This is a genomic window from Francisella salina, from assembly GCF_000219045.1.
GTDB classification, from domain to species: domain Bacteria; phylum Pseudomonadota; class Gammaproteobacteria; order Francisellales; family Francisellaceae; genus Francisella; species Francisella salimarina.
In genome coordinates, this window is record NC_015696.1 from 1,376,612 (window position 1) to 1,401,313 (window position 24,702).

Consider the following 24,702-nt stretch of genomic DNA (forward strand, 5'->3'; position numbering starts at 1 on the left):
AGAGTATTATGATAAAGAATTGTTTTAATGTTAAATATATAGATTTTATAGTGATTATAAGTTTTACTTATATATTATTTTTTGCAATAAATTGCTATGCTACGAGGAGTATATATACCAAAAGTGGCCCATGCTATGATCAAGTCTGAAGTTGTTTGCTCAGCATCAACTTTATAAATATTGTTGCTACCTTTACATATTTTACTAGCATTTATATCTGTTGAGGGTCCCATACCTAACAAGAAGGTATCTTTTTTATAATAAGTAGGCTTTTCTAATACTTGTTTAGGCTTTTCAAAATTTACAGTTTGTGTTGCACAGCCAGCTAGTATTATATATATGGTAAAAGTTATAATCTTCTTCATAAGGGCTACCCACAGTAAACATAAGTATGTCGAGGAGTTATTATACCTAAGGTTATCAATGATATTAGTCCATCCAACAGAAAAGGTTTTGTAAAAGTGACTTTTGCAACTTTCTCTTGATGTCCACCACATATATCAGCAGGAGTTACCTCTGATGTTTGTCCCAATCCACCTAGTATATAGATATTAGAAACTTTACCAATAATTGGTTGCCTATCTGGAGGAAGATTTTTGAAAGTAACGCTCTGAAATAAAATACTGAATCCTATCAGAAATATCCGAAAATATTGTAGAATACAGTGTCTCATTTGTATCAATAAAAGTATTTATAATAAGGAAAATTGAGACTCTTCCTTAGTTTCTTTTTTCTCTTGTGAGTTACGTCTAGCCTTAACTGCATCGGCTAACATTTCAAGCATTTTGATTGTTTCATCAAAATCAACACACTTATCTGTTACACTTTGTCCGTAAGTTAGAGGCTTATTATTAATATCCTGATTACCTGCAACAAGATTACTTTCAATCATAATACCAAACACATCATTACTAGTCTTAATTTGCTCGCAAATATCCTCTAATACTGCGATTTGCTTAGTATGATCTTTTTTACTATTACCATGACTACAGTCAATCATAACTTTAGTATCAATTTCAGACTTTTTCAACTTTTCGATACAGTCATCAACATGCTCTTTGCTGAAGTTAGGTCCTGATGCTCCACCACGAAGAATTATATGACCGTTTTGATTGCCTTTAGTAGCAAAGATAGCTGTAGAGCCAGATTTTGTGGTACTCAAGAAATGATGAGGATAAGTAGCTGATTTAATTGCATCTACAGCTACCTGAATATCTCCGTTTGTAGCATTCTTGAAACCAATAGGGGCAGAAAGACCTGAAGCAAGTTCTCTATGGACTTGGCTCTCAACAGTTCTAGCCCCAATAGCTCCCCAAGTGATAAGTTCTGCAAAATATTGAGGAGTAATTACATCTAAGAACTCCGTCCCACAAGGTAAACCCATATTTGTAATTTCGGACAGTAAAGTACGTGCCATGCGAAGACCTTTATTGATATTATAAGAGTTATCAAGATCTGGATCATTAACAAGTCCTTTCCAACCTATAGTTGTACGAGGTTTTTCAAAGTATACTCGCATAATGATAAGAATTTCTTTTTGAAATTTTTTGACTTGTTCTTTTAGCTTTTTAGCATATTCTACGGCAGCTTCTGTGTCATGAATAGAACAAGGTCCGACTATAACAGCAACTCTATCATCCTTACCATGAATAATTTCCGCCATTTCTTTACGAGACTTTTTGACAGTTTCATAAGAAGTCTTTAAAAGAGGTATATCTTGGATTAGAACTTCCGCTGGAATCAATACTTTTTCCTTTTTAATATTTATATTTGAAACTTTATCAAAGTTTTTATCACCTATCATTTAGAGATTTCCTTATAATTTTTATTCTTATTTTCTTTTACCAAAAAGACCTGGCATATTTCCCATACCTTGCATAGCAGACATACGTTTCATCATATTAGCCATACCTCCTTTTTTACCAACTACACTTTTCATCATTTTTTTCATCTGTGTATGTTGTTGTAGAAGTTTGTTAAGGTCTTGTATTGTTGTTCCAGATCCTTTAATGATTCTTTGTTTTCTACTGTGTTTAATTAATTCAGGTTTCTTACGCTCAAGTGGAGTCATTGAGTCTATCATAGCTTCAATTTTTTTGAACATTTCATCACCAACATTACCTGGCATATTCGCTGGCATATTTGGTAATTTAGACATGATTGAGCCAACACCGCCCATACTTTTCATCTGTTGGATTTGGCCTTTAAAGTCTTCTAAGTCAAAGTTTTTACCACTTTTAAGCTTCTTAGTTAATTTTTCAGCAGATTTTTTTTCTGTTTTTTGCTCAATACTTTCAATCAAACTAAGAACATCACCCATTCCTAGTATTTTAGAAGCTACTCTATCTGGGTGGAATGGCTCTAATGCGTCTGTTTTTTCTCCAGTACCTAAAAACTTAATTGGCTTACCTGTAATTTCTCTAATTGAAAGAGCAGCACCACCTCTAGCATCACCATCAGTCTTTGTAAGAATAACACCTGTTAACTCTAAAGCATCATTGAATGCTTTGGCAGTAACAGCAGCATCTTGACCTGTCATACTATCTACAGTGAAGAATGTCTCTATTGGATTTGCAATTTTATGGATTTGTTTTATTTCATCCATCATATTACTATCAATATGCAATCTACCAGCAGTATCTATTATCAGAACATCTATTAATTTTGTTTTAGCAGTTTTAATAGCTTCTGTAACAATATAGTCAGGTTTCTGAGATACATCAGATTCAAAAAAATCTATGTTTAAACTATTTGCAAGAGTTCTTAATTGATCAATAGCAGCAGGGCGGTAAATATCGGCACTGACTACCATTACTTTTTTCTTGTGTTGCTCTTTTAAATATTTAGCAAGCTTAGCTGTAGATGTTGTTTTACCAGCACCTTGTAAACCAGCCATTAGTATCACAGCAGGAGGCTGTGTTTTTAAGTTAATGGGTACAGCTTCTTCACCTAATGCTTTTTCTATTTCTTTCTTTACAAATGAAATGAATGTTTGGTCTGGTGTAAGGCTTTTTTTAACTTCTTCACCTATGGCTCTTTCTTTTATATTTTCTATAAATTTTTTGACCACTGGTAACGCAACATCTGCCTCCAAAAGAGAAACCCTGATGTCACGCAAGGCTGACTGTATGTTTTCTTCTGTTAAAGACGTTTGTCCTTTTATCTTCTTAAATGAAGACTGTAATTTATCTGATAAACTAGTAAACATATTTCAATAAGTTTTCAGCTCTTATGAGCACAATTATCACAATAGAGAAAATATTAACATTTTTAGAATAAATATACTATCTAACAGACTATACTAACAGCTATTATTAGGAATAATATTAAACATATAAGTATGTAAGTGTAATTTTTTGCTTTGATAAAAAAGATAAGTTCTAAAAGAATCCTTAAAACTGGAGTTACTATTATCAAAAAGATTCCAAAATTAACGATATTTTTTGCAATTTCGCGACTTCCAAAAATAGCATCTATAGCACCTAGACAGATTATAAAAACAGCTAATGATAGATTTAATTTTATAACACGATATACGACATTATCTTTGATCATATAAATCCTTTAATTATCATTTGTAATGCTGAAATATATAAAACTATAAAAAATGTAAGTCTTAAAACTCTTGTTGAAATATGAGGCATAATTTTAGAGCCTATAGTAGCCCCTAATAAAGTACCTAAAGCAACAGGAGCCGTTATAGAACTATCAATATATCCTGCAAAATAATACGTTGAAGTTGCCGCAAATGCTGTAATACCCATAATGAAATTACTGGTAGATGCGCTAACTTTAAAAGGTATTTTCATAACTTTATCCATAGCAATTACTTTGAAAATACCAGCACCAATGCCCAGCAACCCCCCAATAAATCCAGCTCCAGACATAAATATAAAACCAAGAATAGGGTGTTTGACACTATATTGATGCTTTATTTTATCTACAGCAAACGAGTCATTAAGTTGAAGCTTTTCAGCAATGATCGATACTTTGGTAGTCTTTTGAATAAAATTAGTATTTTGTTTCTTTTTTATAAAACTCAAAACCGCCACTACAAATAAAATTCCACCGAATATAAGAAATAATGCTTGTGATTTTAGCGATAGAGCTAGTTTAGCTCCAAATATAGCCCCTATAGCAGTAGCTAATGCCAAGAATAACCCTAGTTTTTCTTTGGTTAATCCATGAGATTTTAAAGAGACAAGAGATGTTGCAGTTGATGTACAGATTATAGCTACTAAAGATGCTCCTATAGCATAATGAAGAGGTACATCTAATACAGTTGATAGTAGAGGAGTTATTACCAAAGCTCCTCCAATACCGATGATAGCACCTATGCCGCCTCCTAAGACAGCTACTACAAATATTACTAGCTCAAAGAAAAAGAATTTTTCCACTATGGAATGCTTAAATATTGGAATTTTGATAATAAATTATAACCTTTTAATAACTATTTTTTCAAAAGATTTGAGTTTTTAAATAATTCCTTTTAAAATAGATGCTGTTTTGTGTAACTATTAAAAAGTAATTTAACCGGAGATGAAGCCAATATGGCAAAAGAAGATTGTATAGAAATGGAAGGAGTTGTTTTAGAAGCTCTTCCAAACACAATGTTTAGGGTAGAACTTGAGAATGGGCATGTTGTAACAGCCCATATCTCGGGTAAAATGAGAAAAAACTATATTCGTATATTAACTGGAGATAAGGTAGTAGTTGAAATAACTCCTTATGACTTAACTAAAGGTCGTATTAAGTTCCGTAGTAAATAATCCTCTTTATTTAATCTAGTCACTCATAAGCTTTATAGAAATTATAAGACCATATTCTCTAATACTAGAAGAATAGGGGTTATGATTGTCATCGTTAGGCCAATAGTTATAGCTAATGGAACTATTTTATTACCATAATTATTTCTAAGGATTGGTAAGCAGAAATCCATAGCTGTATTAGCAGCATATCCGACCATCTCTACAGAAAAGTATCGTTTGAGTAATGGTACCATCGCGATTACTAGTATTTCTCGTAAGAAATCAACCATAAATGTTATCATTCCATAATATTCACCTATGAAGTCAGTATTTAAGACAACTGATAAAGAGTACCAGCCTAAGCCTGAGCTGATCATCATACTTTGTTTGACTGGTATATTAATCATATAACTGATCAAAATAGCTGAAATTATCGATGTTGCAATCACTATAACAACCACGGACATAGCTAATTTATTTTTAAAGAGACTTATAAGTGATATATTTTCAAATCTTAATAAACCACCAATAATTAGCATAAGAAGTAATAACATTACAAATACAATGTCATTTATAAAGGAAGTAATATTTATGTTAATAATTTCACCTAGTACATAACCTATAACTAAATATATTAGATACTTGCTTGCTTTGAGGATTGTAATAAATAGATTTTCTTTGGCTTGACTTATGTTATCAGATACAAAGTGAGCTTTTATACTAGGATCTTTCTTACAAAAAACAAAAATCCCTAATATATTAGCAACTGTAATAATTGTAATGTATATCAGACTTATACCTATAACTTCTAGAACTATAGTATTTGTATTAGTAAATATACTAAAATTATAACCTAGTAAAAAAATTATAGAAATTACAATAAAGTCTAATGATAAGTTTATAAGTCTTATAACTTTTAATGATTGTGAGAAATTAAAAATATAATAACCAATAATTAGGAATATAAAGAGAATTAATGATTCAGACATTAGATATTTTTAAGTTTGATCTTTCTATAAACCATGAATAATACTACAGGAAGAATTGATAGTACAAAACATATTGATAACATTTGAATAAATTCAAAAGGATTTTGATATAAATTATCAGGCGGAATAAAACCAACTATTACACAAGAGATTGTTCCTACAATACCTAAAACACATACAAAAGTCATACCAAATTTACCGCCAGGGATATTAAAGTCCTCTGTATTCTTCATAGATTCTTTACTCGATAACTTTAGCTTCAGTGCTGCAAAGAACATCATCAGGTACATCAAAGAGTAAATTTGTGTACTTAAAGCAGTAAGAAGCCAATAGTAGGCTTGAACTGATGGTACAAGCTCTAATAAAAGACATATTATTGTCATAATAACTGCTTGTAATATAAGGATACCACTTGGTACATCATGCTTATTAGTTTTGTCTAGAGCATCAGGTAAAAAGTGATCGTCTGCAGCTTGTAACAAACCTCGAGCAGGTGAAATCATCCAATTGATCATAGACCCTATAGACCCTATGAAAATCATTAGTCCTAGAACATAATAGAAAAACATAGGTATGCCTAAGCTTTCTAGATAAACTTTAAAAGTCTTAATAGTTCCATGTACAACATCTATTTCAGATTGAGGGAATATTATAGCTACTGCCAAAGCACCTAATACCATCGTAAATACAATGAAAACCACTGAAATTAATAGAGCTAATGGGAATGTTTTTTTAGGGTTTGCAACATTTCTTATGTGAACTGTTGCTAATTCAAGTCCTAAAAAAGAAGCAATTATTGCTGTCAAACCCATCCAAGACTCGGTAGATGTAAAGCTAGGGATTAAATTACCTAATTCAAAATGAATGTTTATCGTATAGCTATTTAATAACCATATTAATGCGAAAATAACCATAAGCAGCATAGGTACCACCATACCAAAAAATGTACAGGCGCTTGCAAAAATCGCAGAAACACGTAAACCTTTGAGATTTAGAATAGTCAAAGACCAAAAAACTACTGTAATAAAAATAATAGTAAATTTAATATTCTGTGCTAAATCAGGATTGAATATATATGCAATAGTTCCTGCAATAAATGTTAGTATACTTGGGAACCATATTAAAGTATTGATCCATTGGAACCATATTGCCAACATTGCTATATTCGGGCCAAAAGCTTTTTTTACCCAACCATACACACCTTCTTCACCCTTGGCAGTATATGTTGCTGTCATTTCCGCTGATACTAAAGCTACAGGAGCTAGAAACAAAAATACTGCGACAATAAAAAAGAAAAATATATAAGTTCCTGAAGTAGCAGTAGAAGGAAGGTTTCTTATATTATCAATTGCTCCTGTCATTAATAATATAAGCAGAATTAAACCAATTTTTTCTTTTCCGGTTGAGTTTGATACCATGGGTTATATATGAACAAATTATACGATAGATTTATATTAACCTAACCACATATATATTATCAATATTTTATGCGATGTATAAAGGCATTACTTGAAAAAGTTTTTCAAGGGTCTGCAATGCACCTTTATTGTCAACTTTTATAACCAGTCTATCTCCATCATTAATGAGAGAATTATCAGTAAAAAATTTAGGAGTATTATCATCTTTCATAATTGCTAATATTTTTAAGCCACTTGGCAGTTTTAGATCTGTTATTTTTTTGCCAATAACTGTAGACATGTTTTCTTGACCATGTACTTTTAGCTCCACAAACATCTCCTCACTATCTTCAACCTCATACATTTTAAGCATATCTACCTGGGTTAGAAACGCTTTGATTGTTGTGTATGAGAAATTATGAGGAGAAATTGAGATATCTATAAGTTTCAAATCTCTAGTTATATCATAGTATTCAGAGCTATTTACAGTAGCAACTGTTTTTTGAGCACCAAGTTTTTTTGCCAAAATTGACGACATAATATTTATCTCATCGGAGTTAGTTAACGCGAAAAACATATCTGCTTCATCAATACCCTCAGCAACTAATAAATTATTATTTACAGGGTTGTAATGTAAAATTGTAGACTTTGATAACTCATTCAGAGCAAATTCACACTTTTCAGCATTAGGATCAATCATTTTTATTATATAGCCTTTATTTTCCAATGATTTTGCAAGGGTGATACTTGCATAGTTAATCCCAGCAATGAAAATCTTTCTAATGTTTGCTTTTTTGGGCTGAAAAATTGATAGAATTTGAGAAGAGTATGCTTTTTCTGACAAATACATAACCCTATCACCTGGTTCGACTAGAATATCAGTGTCGTCTATGTCTAACTTTTTACCATTTCTATGTACTGAAATTATGTCAACTTTAATATCACCTAAACCTAAATATATATCTTTAACAGACAAGCCTATTAGTGGTGAGTCTTGTGAAACCTCAACTCCAACCAGTTGGATACGCTTATCAAAAAATGATGAAATAAAATACGCCCCTGATAAAAAAATTAGCTGTTCTAGTCTCTTAGTTGTTTCAAAAAATGATTTTATAACTAAGTCGATATTATTAAGCAGTTTTGGGAATCTATTATATTCTGTATCACGGATTCGAGCTATTTTGTATGGAGTCTTATAAAGTTTATAAGCCATATCACATACAGCTATATTGGTTGTATCATTAGATGTTACCGCTATGATCATATCTGTATCTTTAAAATTAGCTTCCATCATTATGTTAGGTTTTGTAACATCTCCAATAATTGTTTGGACATCAAAAGCAGAAGATATAAACCCAAGTTTTTCTTCATCTAGATCAATTATAGAAACCTGATGATCCAGACTTAATCTCTGTGTTAAATATATTCCAAGTTGTCCTGCGCCTAAAATAGCTATTCTCATAATTAGTTGTTATAATAACAAATGTAGTATTTAACTATTTACAAATACTAGTCTAAGGTTTAAAAATAATCAATTTTTTAATTTACTTTAAGCATTATAAATATTATTATATTCACAATATGATACTAAATTAGTATAGATTAGAGTTAATTATGCTAAAAATAAGTAAATTACTCGACTACGGGTTGCTAGTAGTTGTAACAATTGCTGAAAATAACTCAAATCCTTATAGTGCTGCAAAAATTGCAGAAACCACGGGACTGAATATTCCTACAGTAAGAAAGTTGTTAAATCAGCTTTCAATATCAAATATTGTAGTCTCAAAGCGCGGTATAGAAGGTGGATACACTCTTGTTGATGATCCTCAAAATATTACTGTATTAGATGTGGTTAGATCTGTAGAAAAGGATGTAAATCTTACAGAGTGTTGTGATTTACAAAAAAAGTGTAGTATAGGAAACTGTACTGTAAGTAGTTATTGGAAAGTGTTGAATAACCAACTGTTAGATTTACTTTCAAAAACATCAATCTATGATATTGTCAACAAGAAGGGCAAAAGTTAAGATATGAGCGAAAATTTAGATAAAATCATTGAACAAGATTATGAGCATGGTTTTGTAACTGAAGTAGAAGCTGAGACTATCGATGCAGGTCTTAATGAAGATGTAATTCGTCTGATATCTGCGCGAAAAAATGAACCTGAATTTCTACTAGAGTGGCGCCTCAAAGCGTATCAAAAATGGTTGGAAATGAAATCACCGAAATGGGCAGATTTGAACTATCCTCCGATTGATTTTCAAGCCATAAGCTATTATTCATCGCCAAAATCATTAAAAGATCATCCTAAAAGTTTAGATGAGGTAGATCCAGAAATTATTGATACATATAACAAGCTTGGTATTCCTTTGCATGAGCAAGAGATGCTAGCTGGAGTTAAAAACATAGCTGTTGACGCTGTATTTGATTCAGTTTCAGTTGTAACAACATTCAAAGAAAAATTAGCTGAAGCAGGGGTAATATTTTGTCCTATTTCAGAAGCTGTACAAAAGCACCCTGAACTGGTGCAAAAATACCTAGGTTCTGTAGTACCTCAAGGTGATAACTTTTTTGCAGCTCTAAATTCTGCGGTTTTTAGTGATGGCTCATTTGTATATATTCCTAAAGGTGTGACTTGTCCTATGGAACTGTCAACATACTTCAGAATAAATGCAATGAATACAGGACAGTTTGAAAGAACATTAATTGTTGCAGATGAAGGCAGTTATGTTAGTTATTTAGAAGGATGTACTGCACCAATGCGTGATGAAAATCAGCTTCATGCAGCAGTGGTTGAGTTAGTAGCCTTAGATGGGGCTGAAATTAAGTATTCTACAGTACAAAATTGGTATCCAGGAGATAAAGAAGGTAAAGGTGGTATATACAACTTTGTTACTAAGAGAGGTGTTTGTCATAAGAACGCAAAAATCTCTTGGACACAAGTTGAAACCGGTTCTGCTATTACATGGAAATATCCTTCAGTAGTATTACGTGGAGATAACTCAATTGGTGAATTCTATTCTGTAGCTTTAACTCGTCATGCTCAACAAGCTGATACTGGTACGAAAATGATTCATCTTGGCAAAAATACTAAGAGTACGATTATCTCAAAAGGTATTTCTGCGGGTAAAGCTTCTCAAGCCTATAGAGGGCTTGTGAGAATATCACCTAATGCCTCTAATGCTAGAAACTTTTCTCAATGCGACTCATTACTTATAGGGCATAATTGTGGTGCGCATACATACCCCTATATAGAAAATAAGAGTAATTCATCTCAAATTGAACATGAAGCTACAACTTCAAAGATCTCTGATGATCAGCTTTTCTACTGTAAGCAAAGAGGTCTTTCGGAAGAAGATGCAATTGCTATGATTGTTAATGGTTTTTGTAAAGAAGTATTTAAAAAGTTACCACTTGAGTTTGCAGTTGAAGCTCAAAAACTAATGGAAGTTAGTTTAGAAGGTGCTGTTGGTTAAACTTTAGAATTATATAAGTTAAAAGGTTAATAAAATGTTATTAGAAATTAAAGATTTACATGTAAGTGTTGGCGAACAAAAGAAACAGATTCTAAAAGGCTTAAATCTAAAAGTTAACAAAGGTGAAGTCCATGCAATTATGGGACCTAATGGAGCTGGTAAAAGTACACTAAGCAATGTTTTAGCTGGTAAAGATGGCTATGAGATTACTCAAGGGTCGATAACATTTAACGGTAAAGATTTAGATGATCTATCTATATCCGAAAGAGCCGCAGCAGGTATCTTTTTAAGCTTACAGTATCCTATTGAGATTCCTGGTGTTAGTAATGTTCAATTTTTAAAGACAGCTGTAAATAGCATTAGAAAGCAAAACGGCGAAGAAGAAATCAATGCTATAGATTTTATGAAAAAGCTAAAAGCAAATATGCAAGTTCTAAAAATAGATCAGAAATACATGTCGCGTGGAGTTAATGAAGGCTTCTCAGGTGGAGAGAAAAAACGTAATGAAATGCTACAACTAATGATGCTTGAACCTAAGCTTGCTATCTTAGATGAAACTGATTCTGGACTAGATATTGATGCTCTTCAGGTAGTATCTCAAGGTGCAAATAATATGAGATCTGATGATAGAAGCTTTTTGGTAATTACTCACTATCAAAGACTCTTAGATCATATACAACCTGATTTTGTTCATGTTTTAGCTGATGGTAAAATTGTCAAAACAGGTGGTAAAGAGCTAGCTCTTGAGCTAGAAGAAAAAGGATATTCTTGGTTAAATAGCTAAAGGTTGATAATAATGTTAATAGATAATAAATCTCTACCAACTACTAGACAAGAAAGCTGGAAATATACTAACTTAGCTACTATATATAGCAAAAGTGGCATATCTGAAATGCTTAAAGATTCTCCTAAATCTAAAGATTATTTAGAAGGTTTTAAATTTGATACGGAAGAAAATGTTGTAATAATACTAGATGGTGTTTTAGCTATTGATTACAACAAAAAACTGAATCACATTAGTGCTTTAGAGCTACATAGAGATGAAAGAACTATGTCTAAGTTAGCAATAGAAAATTCTAAACACTTGGCTATAAGTATACCTAAAGATACTAAAGATTCTTTAAGTCTAATCTTTATAAATACTGATATGGCTAAAGATAAGCTAACAAATATATCTCTAAAATTAGACGTTGATATGTTTGCAAATCTAGATTTAGATATCGACTTTGTAAGTCTTACAGAAAATTCAGCCATAAACCTGTTTTTAGACATAAATATTGCAGAATCAGCAAAAGTAAACTTCACAAACAATGCTGATAATCCAAATAATACTCAGTTAATTACTACAGCTAATTATTTAATCAATTTAGATCGCGCTGCTGAATTTAATGGATTTAACTTATTGAATAAGGATGCACTTCTTAGAAATGATTTTGTAGTAAATCTAAATAAGCCGTACTCTAGATTTGATATCAGAGGATTATATTTAGTAAATGATAATGCTATTGCTAATGCATGTTTTTTAGTTAATCATAATGCATCTCATACATATAGTAATGTAAACTTCCGAGGTGTAGCTAATGGTAGCTCTAAAGCATGGTTTAATGCAAAAGCAGTCGTAAATAAAGGTATAGAGCAAATTCAAGCTTTTCAGAACAATAAAAATATTCAATTAAGTAATAAAGCTGAGATTAATACAAAACCAGAATTAGAGATTTTCTCTGATGATGTAGTGTGTACACATGGTGCAACAATAGGGGAGCTTGATAAAGATGCTCTTTTTTATTTACAGTCAAGAGGACTGACTTTAGAAAGTGCTCAGCATTTACTTTTAGAGAGTTTTGTTAAATCTCAATTAACATCAGATGATTTCCCATTTGAAAATGAAATGAAAGAGCAAATCTTAGAAGCATTAGATGATATTCTTCACGATATAATATAATTCTTAGCAACAATTGCTACATTTGAACCTGATTAATATCTCATTATCTGCTAGACTAAATTTATATAAGTGTTTTCTTAAAGGACGTATACATGAAAAAGTTAGTTCCATTTTGTTTGGTTGGGTTTGTTAGCTCTGTCTCTCTTGCCATAGCAGCATCAGATAACTGTGCCGAGTACAACACCATTAAGTATACAACTCAAGGTGAAACCACGATGAAGAGTGATAGCATACTTGTCGAAGTGACTGGTTATGCAACAACTTCATTAGATAAACAAAATAGTATAGAAAACCAAATTACAGATAGTATCAACAACATTGTAAAGTCTGACTGGAAAGTCAAAAACATTGAACAAAATACTAACAATAGCGGTGCTATCAATATTACGATACAACTTCAATCTAGAATTTCTCAAAGTGATTTGAATAAGTTACAACAAGCAATTGAAAATCAAGACAGATCTTCTGGAAAAAGATTAGCTGTAAAAGTATTAGATTATAATCCTCCTGCTAAAGAAATCGAGGCTGCAAAACAAAAACTTATGATACAACTTTTTAAGGATACAAAGGATTATCTTACTAATTTTAATAAACAGACTAATAGTAACTATATTATTCAATCAGTACAGTATATTGATACAGACGGATATAAGCCTAGAAATACAGTTATGTTAATGAAAACAGCAGCTTATAATGAAAATGATGCAAATAGCTATAATCCAGTAGCTGTATCTCAGGATATTAATATAAGAGCAAATGTAACATTTATGGAGAGATAGTATGGCATTAAGCAAAGTAATAAAGACTGATGAAGCTGACTTTGATAAATTAATAAGTAGTTCTGCAAAACCTATATTAGTAGACTTTTATGCAGATTGGTGCGGTCCTTGTAAGACTTTATCGCCGATACTTGATCAGCTATCAAAAGATTATACAGGAGCTATGATTGTCAAAGTCAATGTCGATGATAATCAAAGTCTAGCAGCTAAATTTGGCATAAGAAGTATACCAACTATGATAATTTTCAAAGCAGGTCAGCCTGTAGAAACGCTTACTGGTGTCCATACAGGTAGCCAATTAGAGCAAAAGCTAAAGGCTTAAGAATAATAGTTCTAATTTAGATCTTTGTGAATGGTATTTTACAACTAAATTTGAAGTTCCTATATTACCTAGCAGGTATCCTAACCAATTTGCGATTATTACAGCATACAATCCATTTAATCAGCTTCTTGAAGATCAAGAAAATTTAGCTAGAAATCAAATATTAAGAAATCAATTAGAAAAGTCATATAGAAATTAATGGTTTTGATAAGTCATCTAAGCACAAAGAAAATGGTTTTATGTTTGATGCTAAATCGCTTCATGAAGCTTGTAATTTAGGTGCGGAATTTTCGCAGGATGCGATCTATTATGTAATTAATGATATTTTGTATGTTTCAAAATGTGAAAAATCAAAAAGATATCTCACGAAAGTAGGGGACTTTCAAAGCAGAATTTATTCATTTTTATAAAATAGCTTATAACATAATGAAAATAAAATAATTAAACTAATCCCTGAATAAATAACCATGCGTTGATCAGGGTCCCAAAACATTCCTAATATTACACAAAAATTAAACAATATGCTCAAATATGGGATTAGTGGAAAAGCCCATGCTTTGAATTTAAGATTTTTAGTTTGTTCTGAAGAAAGAGATTTTCTAAAGTAGATATGACATAAACTAATAATTATCCAAATCATACATCCAACCATACCTGAAGATGAAACTACGAGTATAAATATTTTCTCAGCACCAACAAATTTTGTAATCAAACAAAGACAAGAAAGTATAGCTACAAATATGACGCCATATATCGGAACTTGTTTTTTGCTAAGTTTTGTAAATATTTTTGGTGCTTGTTTATCTGAAGCCATAGACCACATAAGCCTTGCACAAGTATAAAAACATGAGTTTACAGCTGATAAACTTGCTGTAAGAATCACAAGTTGCATAATGGTATCAACATATTTGATATTGACTAGTTGCAACACTGTAATAAAAGGGGTATTAGCTACGCTAGAGTCTTTATATGGAATAATATAGGCTATTATGAATGATGATAATACAAAAAAGAGTAATATTCTAATAGCTACACTTTTTATTGCTTTACGAATATTTCTTTCGGGATTACTTGTCTCTCCCGCAGCAATACCAACTAGTTCGGCTCCTTGGAATGTACATACTATAATAACTAGACCAAATAAAAATGCTTTGTATCCATTTGGAAATAAACCATCTGCATAGAAATTTACTAAGCCTGAAATTGGCCTATTAGTATTTAAATATCCTGTTATAATCCCAATACCAATTAATATGAATACTATAATAGTTATGATTTTTATTGCAGATAACCAAAACTCAATTTCTGCGAAGACTTTTACGGCACATAAATTTAATAAACTTATGATAAATATAGTAACTATACAAAACTGCCAAACGCTAATAGCAGGGTAAAAGTTATGACATATAATTCCAGCAGCAACAAGACCTCCAGCCGCTGCTGTAAGCCAATTTATTAGGTATAACCAGCCAGTCAAAAAGCCCGAGTATGGCGAAATAAATCTGGTAGCATAATTTTGAAAGGATCCACTTACCGGCATCTCTATAGCCATTTCTGCTAGACTTATCATTACTAGCATCATAATTATCCCACCAATTAAAAACCCTAATACAGTACCAAATGCACCAACTGAGTTTAGAATACTACCTATACCAAGAAAAAAACTTGCTGAGATAGTACCTCCAAGAGATATCATAACTATATGGCGTGATAATATATCTCTTTTTAAATTACTCTTGTCGTCCATATTAAAAACTTCAGAAATATTTCAACTATATGAATTATTCCATAACCTAAGTCTTTAACAAAATATTTAAACATCAAAATAATAAGAAATATTAATTAGCAAAACTAACTGTATGATTTACTGATACTTAATTATTATATAAAATAATCAACATGCTTAATTATACATTTAGTCCAAAATGATAAACTCTATATCTCCAGAAACAATGATGCTCATTATACAAATATGTGCAGTAGTTTTAATAATTACATCTTTGATTGTTTCAGTTTTATTTATTTTATCGCAACAAAAATTAGCAAAAGCTTTAGTTACTGTAAACAGTGGTGAACAAATACATCCAGCATGGTTATGGACTCAACTAATACCAATATGGTCATATATAGCATTAGTGGTAACAGCTGTAAAGTTAGATGAGCAAACTAAATTATATAATCAAACGCACGAAAAAAAATTAAAATTTAAAGCTTCACTTGTATATTGGTATGTGGGATTGACTTTATTAAATGTAGTTCCTGTAATCAATATAATAGTAGGCATAGCAACAATAGTTATATTTATAATAATTTGGGCAAATATATCTAAATCAACTAAGATTATTATTGCGAAATAAGAAAATATATAAATTCGCATAATATATATTATGTTAAATTACATACTTATCTTCTAGATCATTAATTTATATTCTAACCTTTTCACAAAATGCTTAATTATTGACTGATACTAACTATCGTATGAGTAATCTTGTTGTAACATCGTTATTACTTCTAAACTTGCAGGAAGAAACTTATAATTATTAAGCTCAAGGATGTTTATACATTTTAATTGCTGGTTTTCCTTAGCATAAGGTTTACCTTCATAATCCTTAATTATAAAAAACTCTAGATTAACTTCATCGTTATATTTATTTATATGCTTTTTGCGAAAATAAAAACTTACTGATTTGGCTATTATGCCAACTTCTTCATAAACCTCTCTTCTTATACATTGTTCAAAAGTTTCATTTTTTTCTACCTTACCACCAGGAAATTCCCAGTAGTCACTATAGCTTTGAAACTTTTGTCTTAGACTTATATAGACTTTAGCACTTTGTTCATCTAAAATTATCGCCACTGCGGCATTTATTTTTGCCATTTTTTACAAAAAATTTTTATACTTAAGAAATATAATATGTTCCAAAACCATAAAAGTGAAATTTTATTAGCAACTCCACTTATCAAAGATGATGCTATATTTACTAAATCTGTAATTTATCTATGCCAAAATGATCGTCATGGTGCTATGGGTTTGATTATCAATAAACCTTTAAGTGATACACTAAAAGATGTCTTTGAAGAATTAGAGATTCCTCATAACAATACATTTAATGAGATTTTAGATTACCCTCTTTATATGGGTGGTCCTATTAGCCCCCATAAAATTATGATTTTGCATACTACAAATGGTAGAAACTATAGCTCTACAATTAAACTAGATGAAGGTCTTGCTATAACTGCTTCTATGGATATTCTGGAAGATTTAGCAAATAATATTTTACCGGAGTATTTTCTGCCAGTAGTTGGCTATAGTTGCTGGACTGCTGATCAACTTACGGATGAAATAAAATCCAATGATTGGATTGTAACAAGTAAATTAAGCAAAAAAATATTATTTAATCATGAGAATAAAGTAAAATGGCAAAACCATATTGAACATGCTGGCTATACTTTACAAAGCCTAGATAGTTTATTCAAAAACATAGGGAATTGCTAATGTTTCAATCTTTAATAGCAATAGATTATGGTAAAGCTAGAATTGGATTAGCTAGTGGGCAAATGATTACCAAAACAGCTACTCCTATAGGTACAGTTGAAGCCTATGATGGAGTGCCTAACTGGATTGAGCTTGATAAGATTGTTAAACGCTGGAATCCTTCTGATATTATTATAGGATTACCATTAGATACTCAAGATTTTGAAACAGATATTACAAAGGCAGCTAAAGATTTTGCTAAAGAAGTTAAAGAACGCTATAAAAGAAATATTCATCTTATCAATGAAGCATATTCAACTCGTGAAGCAAGATGGCGTTTAGAAGAAGTAAAAAGTAAAAAAGTATCACATATAAAAGTAGATGCCTTGGCAGCTTGTGTAATCTTAGAAACTTGGATGGCGGCAGAGAATTAAGCTTATTTTAGATAAATACTGTTAAATATTTCTTTTTGGCTAACTAAATACTATATCATAATAAACTTCCTAGATATTTTACTAATTTTCAAATAAAATTAAGCAATTATATTTTCAATAAATTATTAACTGGAATTAATATCTAAATGAGCGAATATAACTTTACTCAGATTGAGCAACAAGCTCAAGAATATTGGCGTGAAAATGATTCATTTGAAGCTACAGAAGATAAGAATAAAGAAAAATTCTATTGCTTGTCAATGTTACCATATCCAAGTGGTACCCTACATATGGGACATGTGCGTAATTATACGATTGGAGATGTAATTGCAAGATATCAAAAGATGCAAGGTAAGAATGTCCTTCATCCTATGGGTTGGGATGCATTTGGATTACCTGCAGAAAATGCTGCAATAAAACACAAAAAATCTCCTTATAAATGGACAAAAAGCAATATTGCATATATGAGATCACAGCTAGATTCTCTAGGGTTTAGCTTTGATTGGTCTAGAGAAATAGCGACTTGTGATGAAAATTATTATAAATGGGAACAATGGTTCTTTATTCAACTATACAAAAAAGGCTTAGCATACCGTAAAAATTCAGTAGTTAATTGGGATCCTGTTGATCAAACAGTACTTGCAAATGAGCAAGTGGTTGATGGCAGAGGTTGGAGATCTGGAGCTTTGGTAGAGAAGAAAGAAATTCCTCAATGGTTCTTGAAAATCACAGATTATGCAGATGAACTTCTAAAAGATATTAACCAGTTAGATGGTTGGCCAGAAGCTGTGAAGACTATGCAGACTAACTGGATTGGCAAATCAAAAGGTCTGACTGTTAAGTTTAAAATTCAAAATTCTGATCAAGAAATTGAGGTATTTACAACTCGTCCAGATACTCTTATGGGAGTTAGCTATCTGGGTATAGCACCTGAGCATCCTCTTGCTCTTGAACAAGCAGAAACTAATGTTGAGTTAGCCTCTTTTATAGAGGAATGTAAGAAATTATCAACTATGGAAGCTGATTTGGCTACTCAAGAAAAGAAAGGTTTCAAAACTTCTATAAAAGTAATCCACCCTATTTCTGGTGAAACTGTAGATGTATGGGTAGCAAACTTTGTTCTTATGGGATATGGCTCTGGAGCTGTAATGTCAGTCCCAGCACATGATCAAAGAGATTGGGAATTTGCACAAAAATATAATATTGCTCTAAAACAAGTTATTAAGCCTAGTGATAATAAGTCAAAATTAGACTTAGATAAAGAAGCCTTTACAGAAAAAGGTATTTTGACTAACTCTGGAGAGTTTGATGGCTTGAATTTCAAAAAAGCATATCAAGCAATGAAAAAATACCTTTTTGATAACAATAAAGGCTATGAAACTACAAACTTTAGAATTCATGATTGGGGTATCTCACGTCAAAGATTCTGGGGATGTCCTATTCCTATGATACATTGTAATGACTGTGGTGTTGTTCCTGAAAAAGAAGAAAACTTACCAGTTAAATTACCAACAAATGTAACTCTTACAGAAGCTGGGTCTCCACTAAAAGATATGCCTGAGTTTCTAGATGTTGCTTGTCCAAAATGTGGAAAACCTGCCAAAAGAGAGACCGATACGTTTGATACGTTCTTTGAATCATCTTGGTATTATGCACGATATACATGCCCTACTGCTAATGAAATGCTAATTGAAGAAGCTAATTATTGGTTACCAGTTGATAAATATATTGGCGGTATTGAACATGCTATTATGCACCTACTTTATGCAAGATTTTTCCATAAATTAATGCGTGATGAAGGTTTAATAACTTCTGATGAGCCATTTAAAAACCTACTAACACAAGGTATGGTGCTAAAAGATGGCGCTAAAATGTCTAAATCTAAAGGAAATACTGTTGATCCTCAAGAGCTTATTGATAAATATGGTGCTGATACTGTTAGGTTATTTAGTATGTTTGCAGCGCCTCCTGAGCAATCACTTGAATGGTCAGAAACTGGTGTTGATGGAGCTAATAAGTTCTTACGTAAAGTATATAATTATGCTTATACAAATAAAGAGATATTAGCAAAAAATGTCACTATAGATACTGGAGTATTATCAAAAAATGATAAAAAAGCTCGTTATGAGATCTATGCTAATTTGAAACAAGCTATTTTTGATTTTGAAAAGAGTCAATTTAATACAGTTGTTTCAGCATGTATGAAAATCTTAAATACGCTTAACAATTATGATAATTTATCAGATAGTGTTAAGTCAGAAGGCTTTAGTATTTTATTAAGAATACTATCACCCTTCACACCACATATTTGTCATTATTTATGGCAAGAGATCGATCTAGGAGATGATATTCTACACACTATATTTCCAATAGTTGATGAGAAAGCTCTTGAAAAAGATGAGTTTCTTTTAGTTGTACAGATTAATGGTAAGGTTAAAGCAAAACTTGAATTAGAGACCTCATTAACAAAAGATCAAGTCGAAGAAGTGGTATTAGCGGATGAGCATGTTAAGAATAATATTGAGGATAAGCAAATTATTAAAGTTATATATATTCCTCAAAAATTGATTAATATTGTTATTAGATAAGGCACACATAATGATAAAAAACTATACTAAGACCTTATATTTATTAATAATTGCTACATTGTTATCAGGTTGTGGATTCCACCTTCGTGGTGACCTTGCTGATGGTAATGCTGGAAATTTTAGTAGCCTTATTGATACTAAGTTCTATATCTATAATGCAGGTGGGGCACCTCAAAGCTTAGTTAACGAGTTAAGACGTAGGCTTATAGGATATGGTGCTGTTGTTATAAGAAGTAAAAAACAAGAAAAAGATGCCGATTATATAATAAATATCCAGGGTGCAACCAAGAATACTCAAATGACTAGTATTGTCGGTGGTGCATCAAATAATACTTTCCTTGCGATATATACGATAACATATAATGTTGTTAAACCTAAGGTCAAAACACCAGTTGTTCCTGATAGTACCGTTAATGCACAAATGTTCTGGCAATCAAACGCAAGTACCCAATTAGCTCAGAATAATGAATTAGAGAGGATCTGGAGTTATTTACAATCAGACCTTATGACAAGAATAGTCCTTCAGATAGCAGAATTATTACCTAGTAAAGAGACAAAATAGAAAACTAAGGAAGTTTGATATAATGAATATTTTAAAGGAATATTATATAGAGTTGACAAACGATTCTACGTTAACGGTAGTCTTGACTTTTATAGTAATATTGTTAGCTGTTCTATTCTTCTCATGGCTCATAAATAAGATAATTAGCAAATATATATTAACCCTTGCTGAAAAGATTTTTTTTAAGGCTAACTCATCATTAGGCAAATCACTTATTAGAAACAAAATCTTTGATAAGTTGGCTCATATTGCTCCTGCTGTTTTTATATATATTGTAATTGGATTTATAAGTAGTAATGAGTATCAGTGGGTTACACAATTAGTTTCCTTTATCCAGTTAATAGCTGAGGTATACATTACAATATCAATAATTTCTTTTTTTATATCCTTGATTGATGCTATTTTTAGCTACTTTCAATCCTTGCATGAATTTAAATATTACTCTCTAAAAAGCTATGCACAAGTAGTAAAGATTTTATTATATTTAGTTGGAGTAATATTAGTAATATCTTTGTTACTAAATAAATCACCTATTGCATTCTTAACTGGCTTAGGCGCACTATCAGCAGTGTTGATGCTAGTTTTTAAAGATACAATTTTAGGCTTTGCTACTAATATTCAAGTAGCAGCTTTAGATATGGTTAGAGTTGGTGATTGGATAAGTATACAGTCATTAGGTGTAGAAGGAACTGTCCAAGAAATATCAATTAATACTGTAAAAATTAGAGGTTTTGATAAGACAATCTATAACATTCCTACTTACTCATTAATCACAAGTAGCGTTAAAAATTGGCGTGGTATGTTTGAAATGGGTGGCAGACAGATCAAAAGATCTTTCAATATTGATGTTGATAGTATTAAGTTTTGTGATGTCGAAACTCTTGATAATTTAAGAAAGCTAAATTATATGGATAGCATTATAAACTCTTGTAATAAAGATGAGTTAATTAATACAACATTGTTCAGGAAATATTTAGAACACTATTTAAAAGATCATCCAAAAATTCATACAGAGCCCGGTTGGTTATTTATTGTAAGAGAATTACAACCTACAGAGAAAGGTTTACCAATCCAACTGTATATGTATACAACAGATACAGTTTGGGCTAATTATGAAGCTATACAAGCTGGAATCTTTGATTATATTTATGCAAGTATGCATTTATTTGGTTTAAAAGCATTCCAAGATATTAGAGGTAGAATAGATAGTAAAAACTAACACTTAGGTAATGTAACACCAACCTGGCCTTGGTATTTGCCACCCTTGTCTGCATAAGAAGTTTCACACTCTTCGTCTGATTGGAAAAATAGCATCTGAGCTACACCTTCATTAGCATATATCTTTGCAGGAAGTGGCGTAGTATTTGAGAACTCTAAAGTTACATACCCTTCCCATTCTGGTTCAAGAGGAGTGACATTAACAATAATTCCACATCTAGCATATGTGGATTTACCTAAGCAGACTACTAGAGTATCTCTTGGGATTTTGAATTTCTCAACTGTACGAGCTAAGGCAAAAGAATTAGGAGGAATAATACAAACATCTCCTTTAAAATCTACAAAGTTTTTATCATCAAAGCTTTTGGGATCGACTATTGAAGAGTTTATATTTGTAAATATTTTAAACTCATCTGCACAACGTACATCATACCCATAACTTGAAGTTCCATAAGAAACAATTTTTTGGTTATTAGAAACTTTAATTTGTCCTGCCTCAAAAGGTTCTATCATATTATGCTCTTGAGACATTTTTTTGATCCATTTATCTGATTTTATAGTCATTACTATTATTTCTCTCTTAATTTTCTAATTTAACACCAATAGAATCTAAACTACTTGCTTTAGGTAGTTTTTTAATTTCATTCACAATATTTTCAGCAACTGTCATATAACTAGTATTGATAGCATCATCTTTATCTAAACTGACATATGGTTTTCCATTATCAGCATTTTCACGGATAGATTTATGTAGTGGTAAATTTCCTAAAAATTCAATGTTATTTTTACCACACAATAGATGAGCACCATCTTCACCAAAGATGTGATCATTATTACCACATTTCGGACAAATATAGTAACTCATATTCTCAATGACACCAAGAGTTTTTATATCAACTTTTTGGAACATTGCAAGTGCTCTTCTTGCATCAATCAGTGATAAGTCTTGTGGTGTCGTAACGATTACAGCTCCTGTTACAGGCATATTTTTAGAGATAGTAAGCTGAATATCTCCTGTTCCAGGTGGCAAGTCTAAAAATAAATAATCAAGATCTCCCCAGTCAGTATCATTCAAAAGTTGCATCAACGCTCTAGATACAATAGGACCACGCCAAATTACTGCTGATTCAGAGTCTATTAGATTTCCTATAGAAATCATCTTAACTCCGTATTTTTCCAACGGAATAATCTTTTTCTTATGTGTTGTATTAGGGTTCTGTTTCAGATCAAATAATGTTGGTTGGCTAGGACCATAGATATCAGCATCTAATATACCAACACCAGCCCCCATCTTTGCGAAACTAACTGCAAGATTAGCCGTAACAGTTGATTTACCAACACCACCCTTACCAGATGCAACCAAGATTATATTTTTTATATTAGGCAAAAGCTTCTGTCCTTTTTGGACTTTCCTTTTAGCGACATTTTCAATTTTCATGATTTTAAATTACTAGCGTTTTCGCTATCATAGATACAATTTGACTGTAATTATACTTAATTAAATATGCTTAAAAAAGATGATTTTAAAACGATTTTGCTAACAAGCATTGGTGGAATGTTAGAATTTTATGACTTTGTCATATTCGGTATGTTTACAATCGTCTTAGGCAAGACATTTTTTCCACCAGAAGGATCTGCTGCATTACAAGCGCTCTCTGCATTTACAGTTTTTGCAGTAGGTTATTTTGCTAGACCATTTGGTGGAATATTATTTGGACATATTGGCGATAGATACGGACGTAAAAAATCATTTATTCTTACAATACTATTTATGGGTCTAGCATCTTTTTTGATAGCACTACTACCTTCATATCAGAATGCAGGTATATTGGCCACATTACTATTTGTAGTACTACGAATTATCCAAGGAGCAGCAATTGGTGGCGAAATCCCAAGTGCTGTAGTTTTTGTGAAGGAATCTTTAGTTAAAAATGGCGGTCTTGCTTGTGGAATTATTTTTTGCTTTATTAACTTTGGTATTTTCTTTGCAGAGATTACAAAGATTATAACAACTCATTTTCTTACTGATGATTATGCCTGGCGCGTAGCTTTTATATTTGGTGGTCTTGCTGCTATTATTAGTTATTTTTTTAGAAAAGAGATACATGAAACCAACACTTTTTTAAATAAGAAAGATCATCACAAAGTTCCATTAATTGATTTATTTAAAAGAGAAAAGCTCGCAATCGTAAGAGCAACAGCTGCAGTCTCAATATTTGCTATGGTAGTTGGTTTTTTCTCATTATATTTACCAACTTACTTTCAGCTAAATCATATAGAAAATGGACCTAGTTTAATACTTATTAATCTTTTTGTTTTTTCAGTAGTTTCTATACCTGCAGGATATCTTGCTGATAAATTTACACCTTTACGTATACTTTTGATTGGTGCTTTAGGCTTAATGATATTTGGAAGCTTTTTCTACTATAGTGTTATAACTAATTCAACATATCTTTTAGAAATAATGCTTATTAACAATATCTTTATGGGACTTGTTGTTGGAGTGGCATCTAATTATGCGAGCACCCTATTTACGCCAGGAGTACGAGCTAGTGGGTTAGGTTTTAGTTATAATATTAGTTTTGCAGTGTTTAATGGTGCTTTTTTGGCTCTAGCGAGCTTAGGGATCGCTAAGGGATATATATTAACGCCTCTATATCTAATATTAACCGTAGTTGCCATTTCTATTATAATTTTACTTATCACTAAAAAATTTGGTCAACATAACATAGCTATATAGATTGCTATCATTATGATAAAATTTTTCTTATATT

General features: G+C 31.5%; 27 protein-coding genes. 14 read left to right on the top strand and 13 right to left on the bottom strand.

The window, feature by feature from the left end; genetic code table 11:
- Positions 1-74: 74 nt before the first annotated feature.
- The 6 genes from F7308_RS06730 to F7308_RS06755 all read right to left on the bottom strand — a co-directional run bounded on the left by F7308_RS06730 (position 75) and on the right by F7308_RS06755 (position 4,397).
- The gene (locus tag F7308_RS06730; RefSeq protein ID WP_013923105.1) at positions 75-365 is read right to left on the bottom strand and encodes a Bor/Iss family lipoprotein; all 291 of its coding nucleotides are present in this window, start codon (positions 363-365) and stop codon (positions 75-77) included.
- Positions 366-370: 5 nt separating this feature from the next.
- Entirely contained in the window at positions 371-673 is a 303-nt protein-coding gene (locus tag F7308_RS06735) for a Bor/Iss family lipoprotein (RefSeq protein WP_041263943.1), read from the bottom strand.
- 18 nt (positions 674-691) lie between these two features.
- Positions 692-1,804, bottom strand: coding sequence for a 3-deoxy-7-phosphoheptulonate synthase (locus F7308_RS06740; RefSeq protein WP_013923107.1), 1,113 nt, complete (start codon positions 1,802-1,804; stop codon positions 692-694).
- A gap of 27 nt (positions 1,805-1,831) precedes the next feature.
- On the bottom strand, positions 1,832-3,208 hold the full coding sequence (ffh, locus tag F7308_RS06745; RefSeq protein WP_041263745.1) for a signal recognition particle protein: 1,377 nt from the start codon (positions 3,206-3,208) through the stop codon (positions 1,832-1,834).
- Between the two features lie 80 nt (positions 3,209-3,288).
- Positions 3,289-3,555 carry a DUF1634 domain-containing protein gene (locus F7308_RS06750; protein WP_013923109.1) on the bottom strand — a complete coding sequence of 89 codons (267 nt, stop codon included), beginning with the start codon at positions 3,553-3,555 and terminating at the stop codon, positions 3,289-3,291.
- Positions 3,552-4,397, bottom strand: a complete 846-nt coding sequence (locus F7308_RS06755; protein ID WP_013923110.1) for a sulfite exporter TauE/SafE family protein — start codon at positions 4,395-4,397, stop codon at positions 3,552-3,554. The genes F7308_RS06750 and F7308_RS06755 overlap by 4 nt, the downstream gene beginning before the upstream one ends.
- A gap of 153 nt (positions 4,398-4,550) precedes the next feature.
- Between F7308_RS06755 and infA the strand changes: the two genes are divergently transcribed.
- A complete protein-coding gene (gene infA / locus F7308_RS06760; RefSeq protein ID WP_004287780.1) occupies positions 4,551-4,769 on the top strand; it encodes a translation initiation factor IF-1 in 219 nt (72 codons plus the stop codon).
- Between the two features lie 41 nt (positions 4,770-4,810).
- Here the strand turns inward: infA and F7308_RS06765 are convergent, their stop codons facing one another.
- The 3 genes from F7308_RS06765 to trkA form a co-directional block, all read right to left on the bottom strand.
- Positions 4,811-5,737, bottom strand: a complete 927-nt coding sequence (locus F7308_RS06765; RefSeq protein ID WP_013923111.1) for a lysine exporter LysO family protein — start codon at positions 5,735-5,737, stop codon at positions 4,811-4,813.
- A complete protein-coding gene (locus F7308_RS06770; RefSeq protein WP_041263746.1) occupies positions 5,737-7,155 on the bottom strand; it encodes an APC family permease in 1,419 nt (472 codons plus the stop codon). Before F7308_RS06770 ends, F7308_RS06765 begins: the two co-directional genes overlap by 1 nt.
- 67 nt (positions 7,156-7,222) lie before the next feature.
- A complete protein-coding gene (gene trkA / locus F7308_RS06775) occupies positions 7,223-8,596 on the bottom strand; it encodes a Trk system potassium transporter TrkA (protein ID WP_013923113.1) in 1,374 nt (457 codons plus the stop codon).
- Positions 8,597-8,748: 152 nt separating this feature from the next.
- Here trkA and F7308_RS06780 point away from each other — a divergent pair, with 152 nt between their 5' ends.
- The 6 genes from F7308_RS06780 (at position 8,749) to trxA (ending at position 13,651) form a co-directional block, all read left to right on the top strand.
- Positions 8,749-9,159: an SUF system Fe-S cluster assembly regulator gene (locus F7308_RS06780; protein ID WP_013923114.1), complete on the top strand. Its 411-nt coding sequence runs from the start codon at positions 8,749-8,751 to the stop codon at positions 9,157-9,159.
- A gap of 3 nt (positions 9,160-9,162) precedes the next feature.
- Positions 9,163-10,608: a Fe-S cluster assembly protein SufB gene (sufB, locus tag F7308_RS06785; RefSeq protein ID WP_013923115.1), complete on the top strand. Its 1,446-nt coding sequence runs from the start codon at positions 9,163-9,165 to the stop codon at positions 10,606-10,608.
- A 34-nt stretch (positions 10,609-10,642) separates the two neighbouring features.
- Positions 10,643-11,392 (top strand): Fe-S cluster assembly ATPase SufC, encoded by a 750-nt coding sequence (gene sufC, locus F7308_RS06790; protein ID WP_013923116.1) that lies wholly within the window; start codon positions 10,643-10,645, stop codon positions 11,390-11,392.
- 12 nt (positions 11,393-11,404) lie between these two features.
- The gene (gene sufD / locus F7308_RS06795) at positions 11,405-12,550 is read left to right on the top strand and encodes a Fe-S cluster assembly protein SufD (protein ID WP_013923117.1); all 1,146 of its coding nucleotides are present in this window, start codon (positions 11,405-11,407) and stop codon (positions 12,548-12,550) included.
- 92 nt (positions 12,551-12,642) lie between these two features.
- On the top strand, positions 12,643-13,329 hold the full coding sequence (locus F7308_RS06800) for a hypothetical protein (RefSeq protein WP_013923118.1): 687 nt from the start codon (positions 12,643-12,645) through the stop codon (positions 13,327-13,329).
- A gap of 1 nt (position 13,330) precedes the next feature.
- Positions 13,331-13,651: a thioredoxin gene (gene trxA / locus F7308_RS06805; protein ID WP_013923119.1), complete on the top strand. Its 321-nt coding sequence runs from the start codon at positions 13,331-13,333 to the stop codon at positions 13,649-13,651.
- A 394-nt stretch (positions 13,652-14,045) separates the two neighbouring features.
- On the opposite strand, the gene F7308_RS06815 is transcribed toward trxA, so the two are convergent.
- Entirely contained in the window at positions 14,046-15,398 is a 1,353-nt protein-coding gene (locus F7308_RS06815) for an amino acid permease (RefSeq protein WP_013923121.1), read from the bottom strand.
- 178 nt (positions 15,399-15,576) lie between these two features.
- Between F7308_RS06815 and F7308_RS06820 the strand changes: the two genes are divergently transcribed.
- On the top strand, positions 15,577-16,008 hold the full coding sequence (locus F7308_RS06820; protein ID WP_013923122.1) for a hypothetical protein: 432 nt from the start codon (positions 15,577-15,579) through the stop codon (positions 16,006-16,008).
- A 110-nt stretch (positions 16,009-16,118) separates the two neighbouring features.
- On the opposite strand, the gene F7308_RS06825 is transcribed toward F7308_RS06820, so the two are convergent.
- The gene (locus F7308_RS06825) at positions 16,119-16,529 is read right to left on the bottom strand and encodes a (deoxy)nucleoside triphosphate pyrophosphohydrolase (protein WP_013923123.1); all 411 of its coding nucleotides are present in this window, start codon (positions 16,527-16,529) and stop codon (positions 16,119-16,121) included.
- Positions 16,530-16,565: 36 nt separating this feature from the next.
- Here F7308_RS06825 and F7308_RS06830 point away from each other — a divergent pair, with 36 nt between their 5' ends.
- The 5 genes from F7308_RS06830 to F7308_RS06850 all read left to right on the top strand — a co-directional run bounded on the left by F7308_RS06830 (position 16,566) and on the right by F7308_RS06850 (position 21,929).
- Positions 16,566-17,147, top strand: a complete 582-nt coding sequence (locus F7308_RS06830; protein WP_013923124.1) for a YqgE/AlgH family protein — start codon at positions 16,566-16,568, stop codon at positions 17,145-17,147.
- Entirely contained in the window at positions 17,147-17,560 is a 414-nt protein-coding gene (gene ruvX, locus F7308_RS06835; protein ID WP_013923125.1) for a Holliday junction resolvase RuvX, read from the top strand. The genes F7308_RS06830 and ruvX overlap by 1 nt, the downstream gene beginning before the upstream one ends.
- 146 nt (positions 17,561-17,706) lie before the next feature.
- A complete protein-coding gene (gene leuS / locus F7308_RS06840; protein ID WP_013923126.1) occupies positions 17,707-20,148 on the top strand; it encodes a leucine--tRNA ligase in 2,442 nt (813 codons plus the stop codon).
- Positions 20,149-20,158: 10 nt separating this feature from the next.
- Positions 20,159-20,710 (top strand): LPS-assembly lipoprotein LptE, encoded by a 552-nt coding sequence (locus F7308_RS06845; protein WP_013923127.1) that lies wholly within the window; start codon positions 20,159-20,161, stop codon positions 20,708-20,710.
- 22 nt (positions 20,711-20,732) lie between these two features.
- Positions 20,733-21,929, top strand: a complete 1,197-nt coding sequence (locus F7308_RS06850) for a mechanosensitive ion channel family protein (protein ID WP_013923128.1) — start codon at positions 20,733-20,735, stop codon at positions 21,927-21,929.
- Here the strand turns inward: F7308_RS06850 and dcd are convergent.
- Both dcd and F7308_RS06860 read right to left on the bottom strand, forming a co-directional pair.
- Positions 21,926-22,492: a dCTP deaminase gene (gene dcd / locus F7308_RS06855; RefSeq protein ID WP_013923129.1), complete on the bottom strand. Its 567-nt coding sequence runs from the start codon at positions 22,490-22,492 to the stop codon at positions 21,926-21,928. The two genes, F7308_RS06850 and dcd, sit on opposite strands and share 4 nt — an antisense overlap.
- A 16-nt stretch (positions 22,493-22,508) precedes the next feature.
- On the bottom strand, positions 22,509-23,369 hold the full coding sequence (locus F7308_RS06860) for an Mrp/NBP35 family ATP-binding protein (RefSeq protein ID WP_156796595.1): 861 nt from the start codon (positions 23,367-23,369) through the stop codon (positions 22,509-22,511).
- Between the two features lie 63 nt (positions 23,370-23,432).
- On the opposite strand from F7308_RS06860, the gene F7308_RS06865 reads away from it, so the two are divergent.
- Complete coding sequence (locus F7308_RS06865; protein WP_013923131.1) at positions 23,433-24,668, top strand: MFS transporter; 1,236 nt, start codon at positions 23,433-23,435, stop codon at positions 24,666-24,668.
- Positions 24,669-24,702: the final 34 nt, after the last annotated feature.

Coding starts and splice junctions, on each gene's coding strand:
- F7308_RS06765 (WP_013923111.1), bottom strand. CDS start 5,737: ATGTCTGAATCATTAATTCTCTTTATATTCCTAATTATTGGTTATTAT.
- F7308_RS06820 (WP_013923122.1), top strand. CDS start 15,577: ATGATAAACTCTATATCTCCAGAAACAATGATGCTCATTATACAAATA.
- F7308_RS06850 (WP_013923128.1), top strand. CDS start 20,733: ATGAATATTTTAAAGGAATATTATATAGAGTTGACAAACGATTCTACG.
- sufB (WP_013923115.1), top strand. CDS start 9,163: ATGAGCGAAAATTTAGATAAAATCATTGAACAAGATTATGAGCATGGT.
- ruvX (WP_013923125.1), top strand. CDS start 17,147: ATGTTTCAATCTTTAATAGCAATAGATTATGGTAAAGCTAGAATTGGA.
- F7308_RS06750 (WP_013923109.1), bottom strand. CDS start 3,555: ATGATCAAAGATAATGTCGTATATCGTGTTATAAAATTAAATCTATCA.
- F7308_RS06735 (WP_041263943.1), bottom strand. CDS start 673: ATGAGACACTGTATTCTACAATATTTTCGGATATTTCTGATAGGATTC.
- F7308_RS06780 (WP_013923114.1), top strand. CDS start 8,749: ATGCTAAAAATAAGTAAATTACTCGACTACGGGTTGCTAGTAGTTGTA.
- F7308_RS06830 (WP_013923124.1), top strand. CDS start 16,566: ATGTTCCAAAACCATAAAAGTGAAATTTTATTAGCAACTCCACTTATC.
- ffh (WP_041263745.1), bottom strand. CDS start 3,208: ATGTTTACTAGTTTATCAGATAAATTACAGTCTTCATTTAAGAAGATA.
- sufC (WP_013923116.1), top strand. CDS start 10,643: ATGTTATTAGAAATTAAAGATTTACATGTAAGTGTTGGCGAACAAAAG.
- F7308_RS06770 (WP_041263746.1), bottom strand. CDS start 7,155: ATGGTATCAAACTCAACCGGAAAAGAAAAAATTGGTTTAATTCTGCTT.
- trxA (WP_013923119.1), top strand. CDS start 13,331: ATGGCATTAAGCAAAGTAATAAAGACTGATGAAGCTGACTTTGATAAA.
- F7308_RS06740 (WP_013923107.1), bottom strand. CDS start 1,804: ATGATAGGTGATAAAAACTTTGATAAAGTTTCAAATATAAATATTAAA.
- F7308_RS06845 (WP_013923127.1), top strand. CDS start 20,159: ATGATAAAAAACTATACTAAGACCTTATATTTATTAATAATTGCTACA.
- dcd (WP_013923129.1), bottom strand. CDS start 22,492: ATGACTATAAAATCAGATAAATGGATCAAAAAAATGTCTCAAGAGCAT.
- F7308_RS06865 (WP_013923131.1), top strand. CDS start 23,433: ATGCTTAAAAAAGATGATTTTAAAACGATTTTGCTAACAAGCATTGGT.
- trkA (WP_013923113.1), bottom strand. CDS start 8,596: ATGAGAATAGCTATTTTAGGCGCAGGACAACTTGGAATATATTTAACA.
- F7308_RS06825 (WP_013923123.1), bottom strand. CDS start 16,529: ATGGCAAAAATAAATGCCGCAGTGGCGATAATTTTAGATGAACAAAGT.
- F7308_RS06730 (WP_013923105.1), bottom strand. CDS start 365: ATGAAGAAGATTATAACTTTTACCATATATATAATACTAGCTGGCTGT.
- F7308_RS06815 (WP_013923121.1), bottom strand. CDS start 15,398: ATGGACGACAAGAGTAATTTAAAAAGAGATATATTATCACGCCATATA.
- leuS (WP_013923126.1), top strand. CDS start 17,707: ATGAGCGAATATAACTTTACTCAGATTGAGCAACAAGCTCAAGAATAT.
- F7308_RS06800 (WP_013923118.1), top strand. CDS start 12,643: ATGAAAAAGTTAGTTCCATTTTGTTTGGTTGGGTTTGTTAGCTCTGTC.
- sufD (WP_013923117.1), top strand. CDS start 11,405: ATGTTAATAGATAATAAATCTCTACCAACTACTAGACAAGAAAGCTGG.
- infA (WP_004287780.1), top strand. CDS start 4,551: ATGGCAAAAGAAGATTGTATAGAAATGGAAGGAGTTGTTTTAGAAGCT.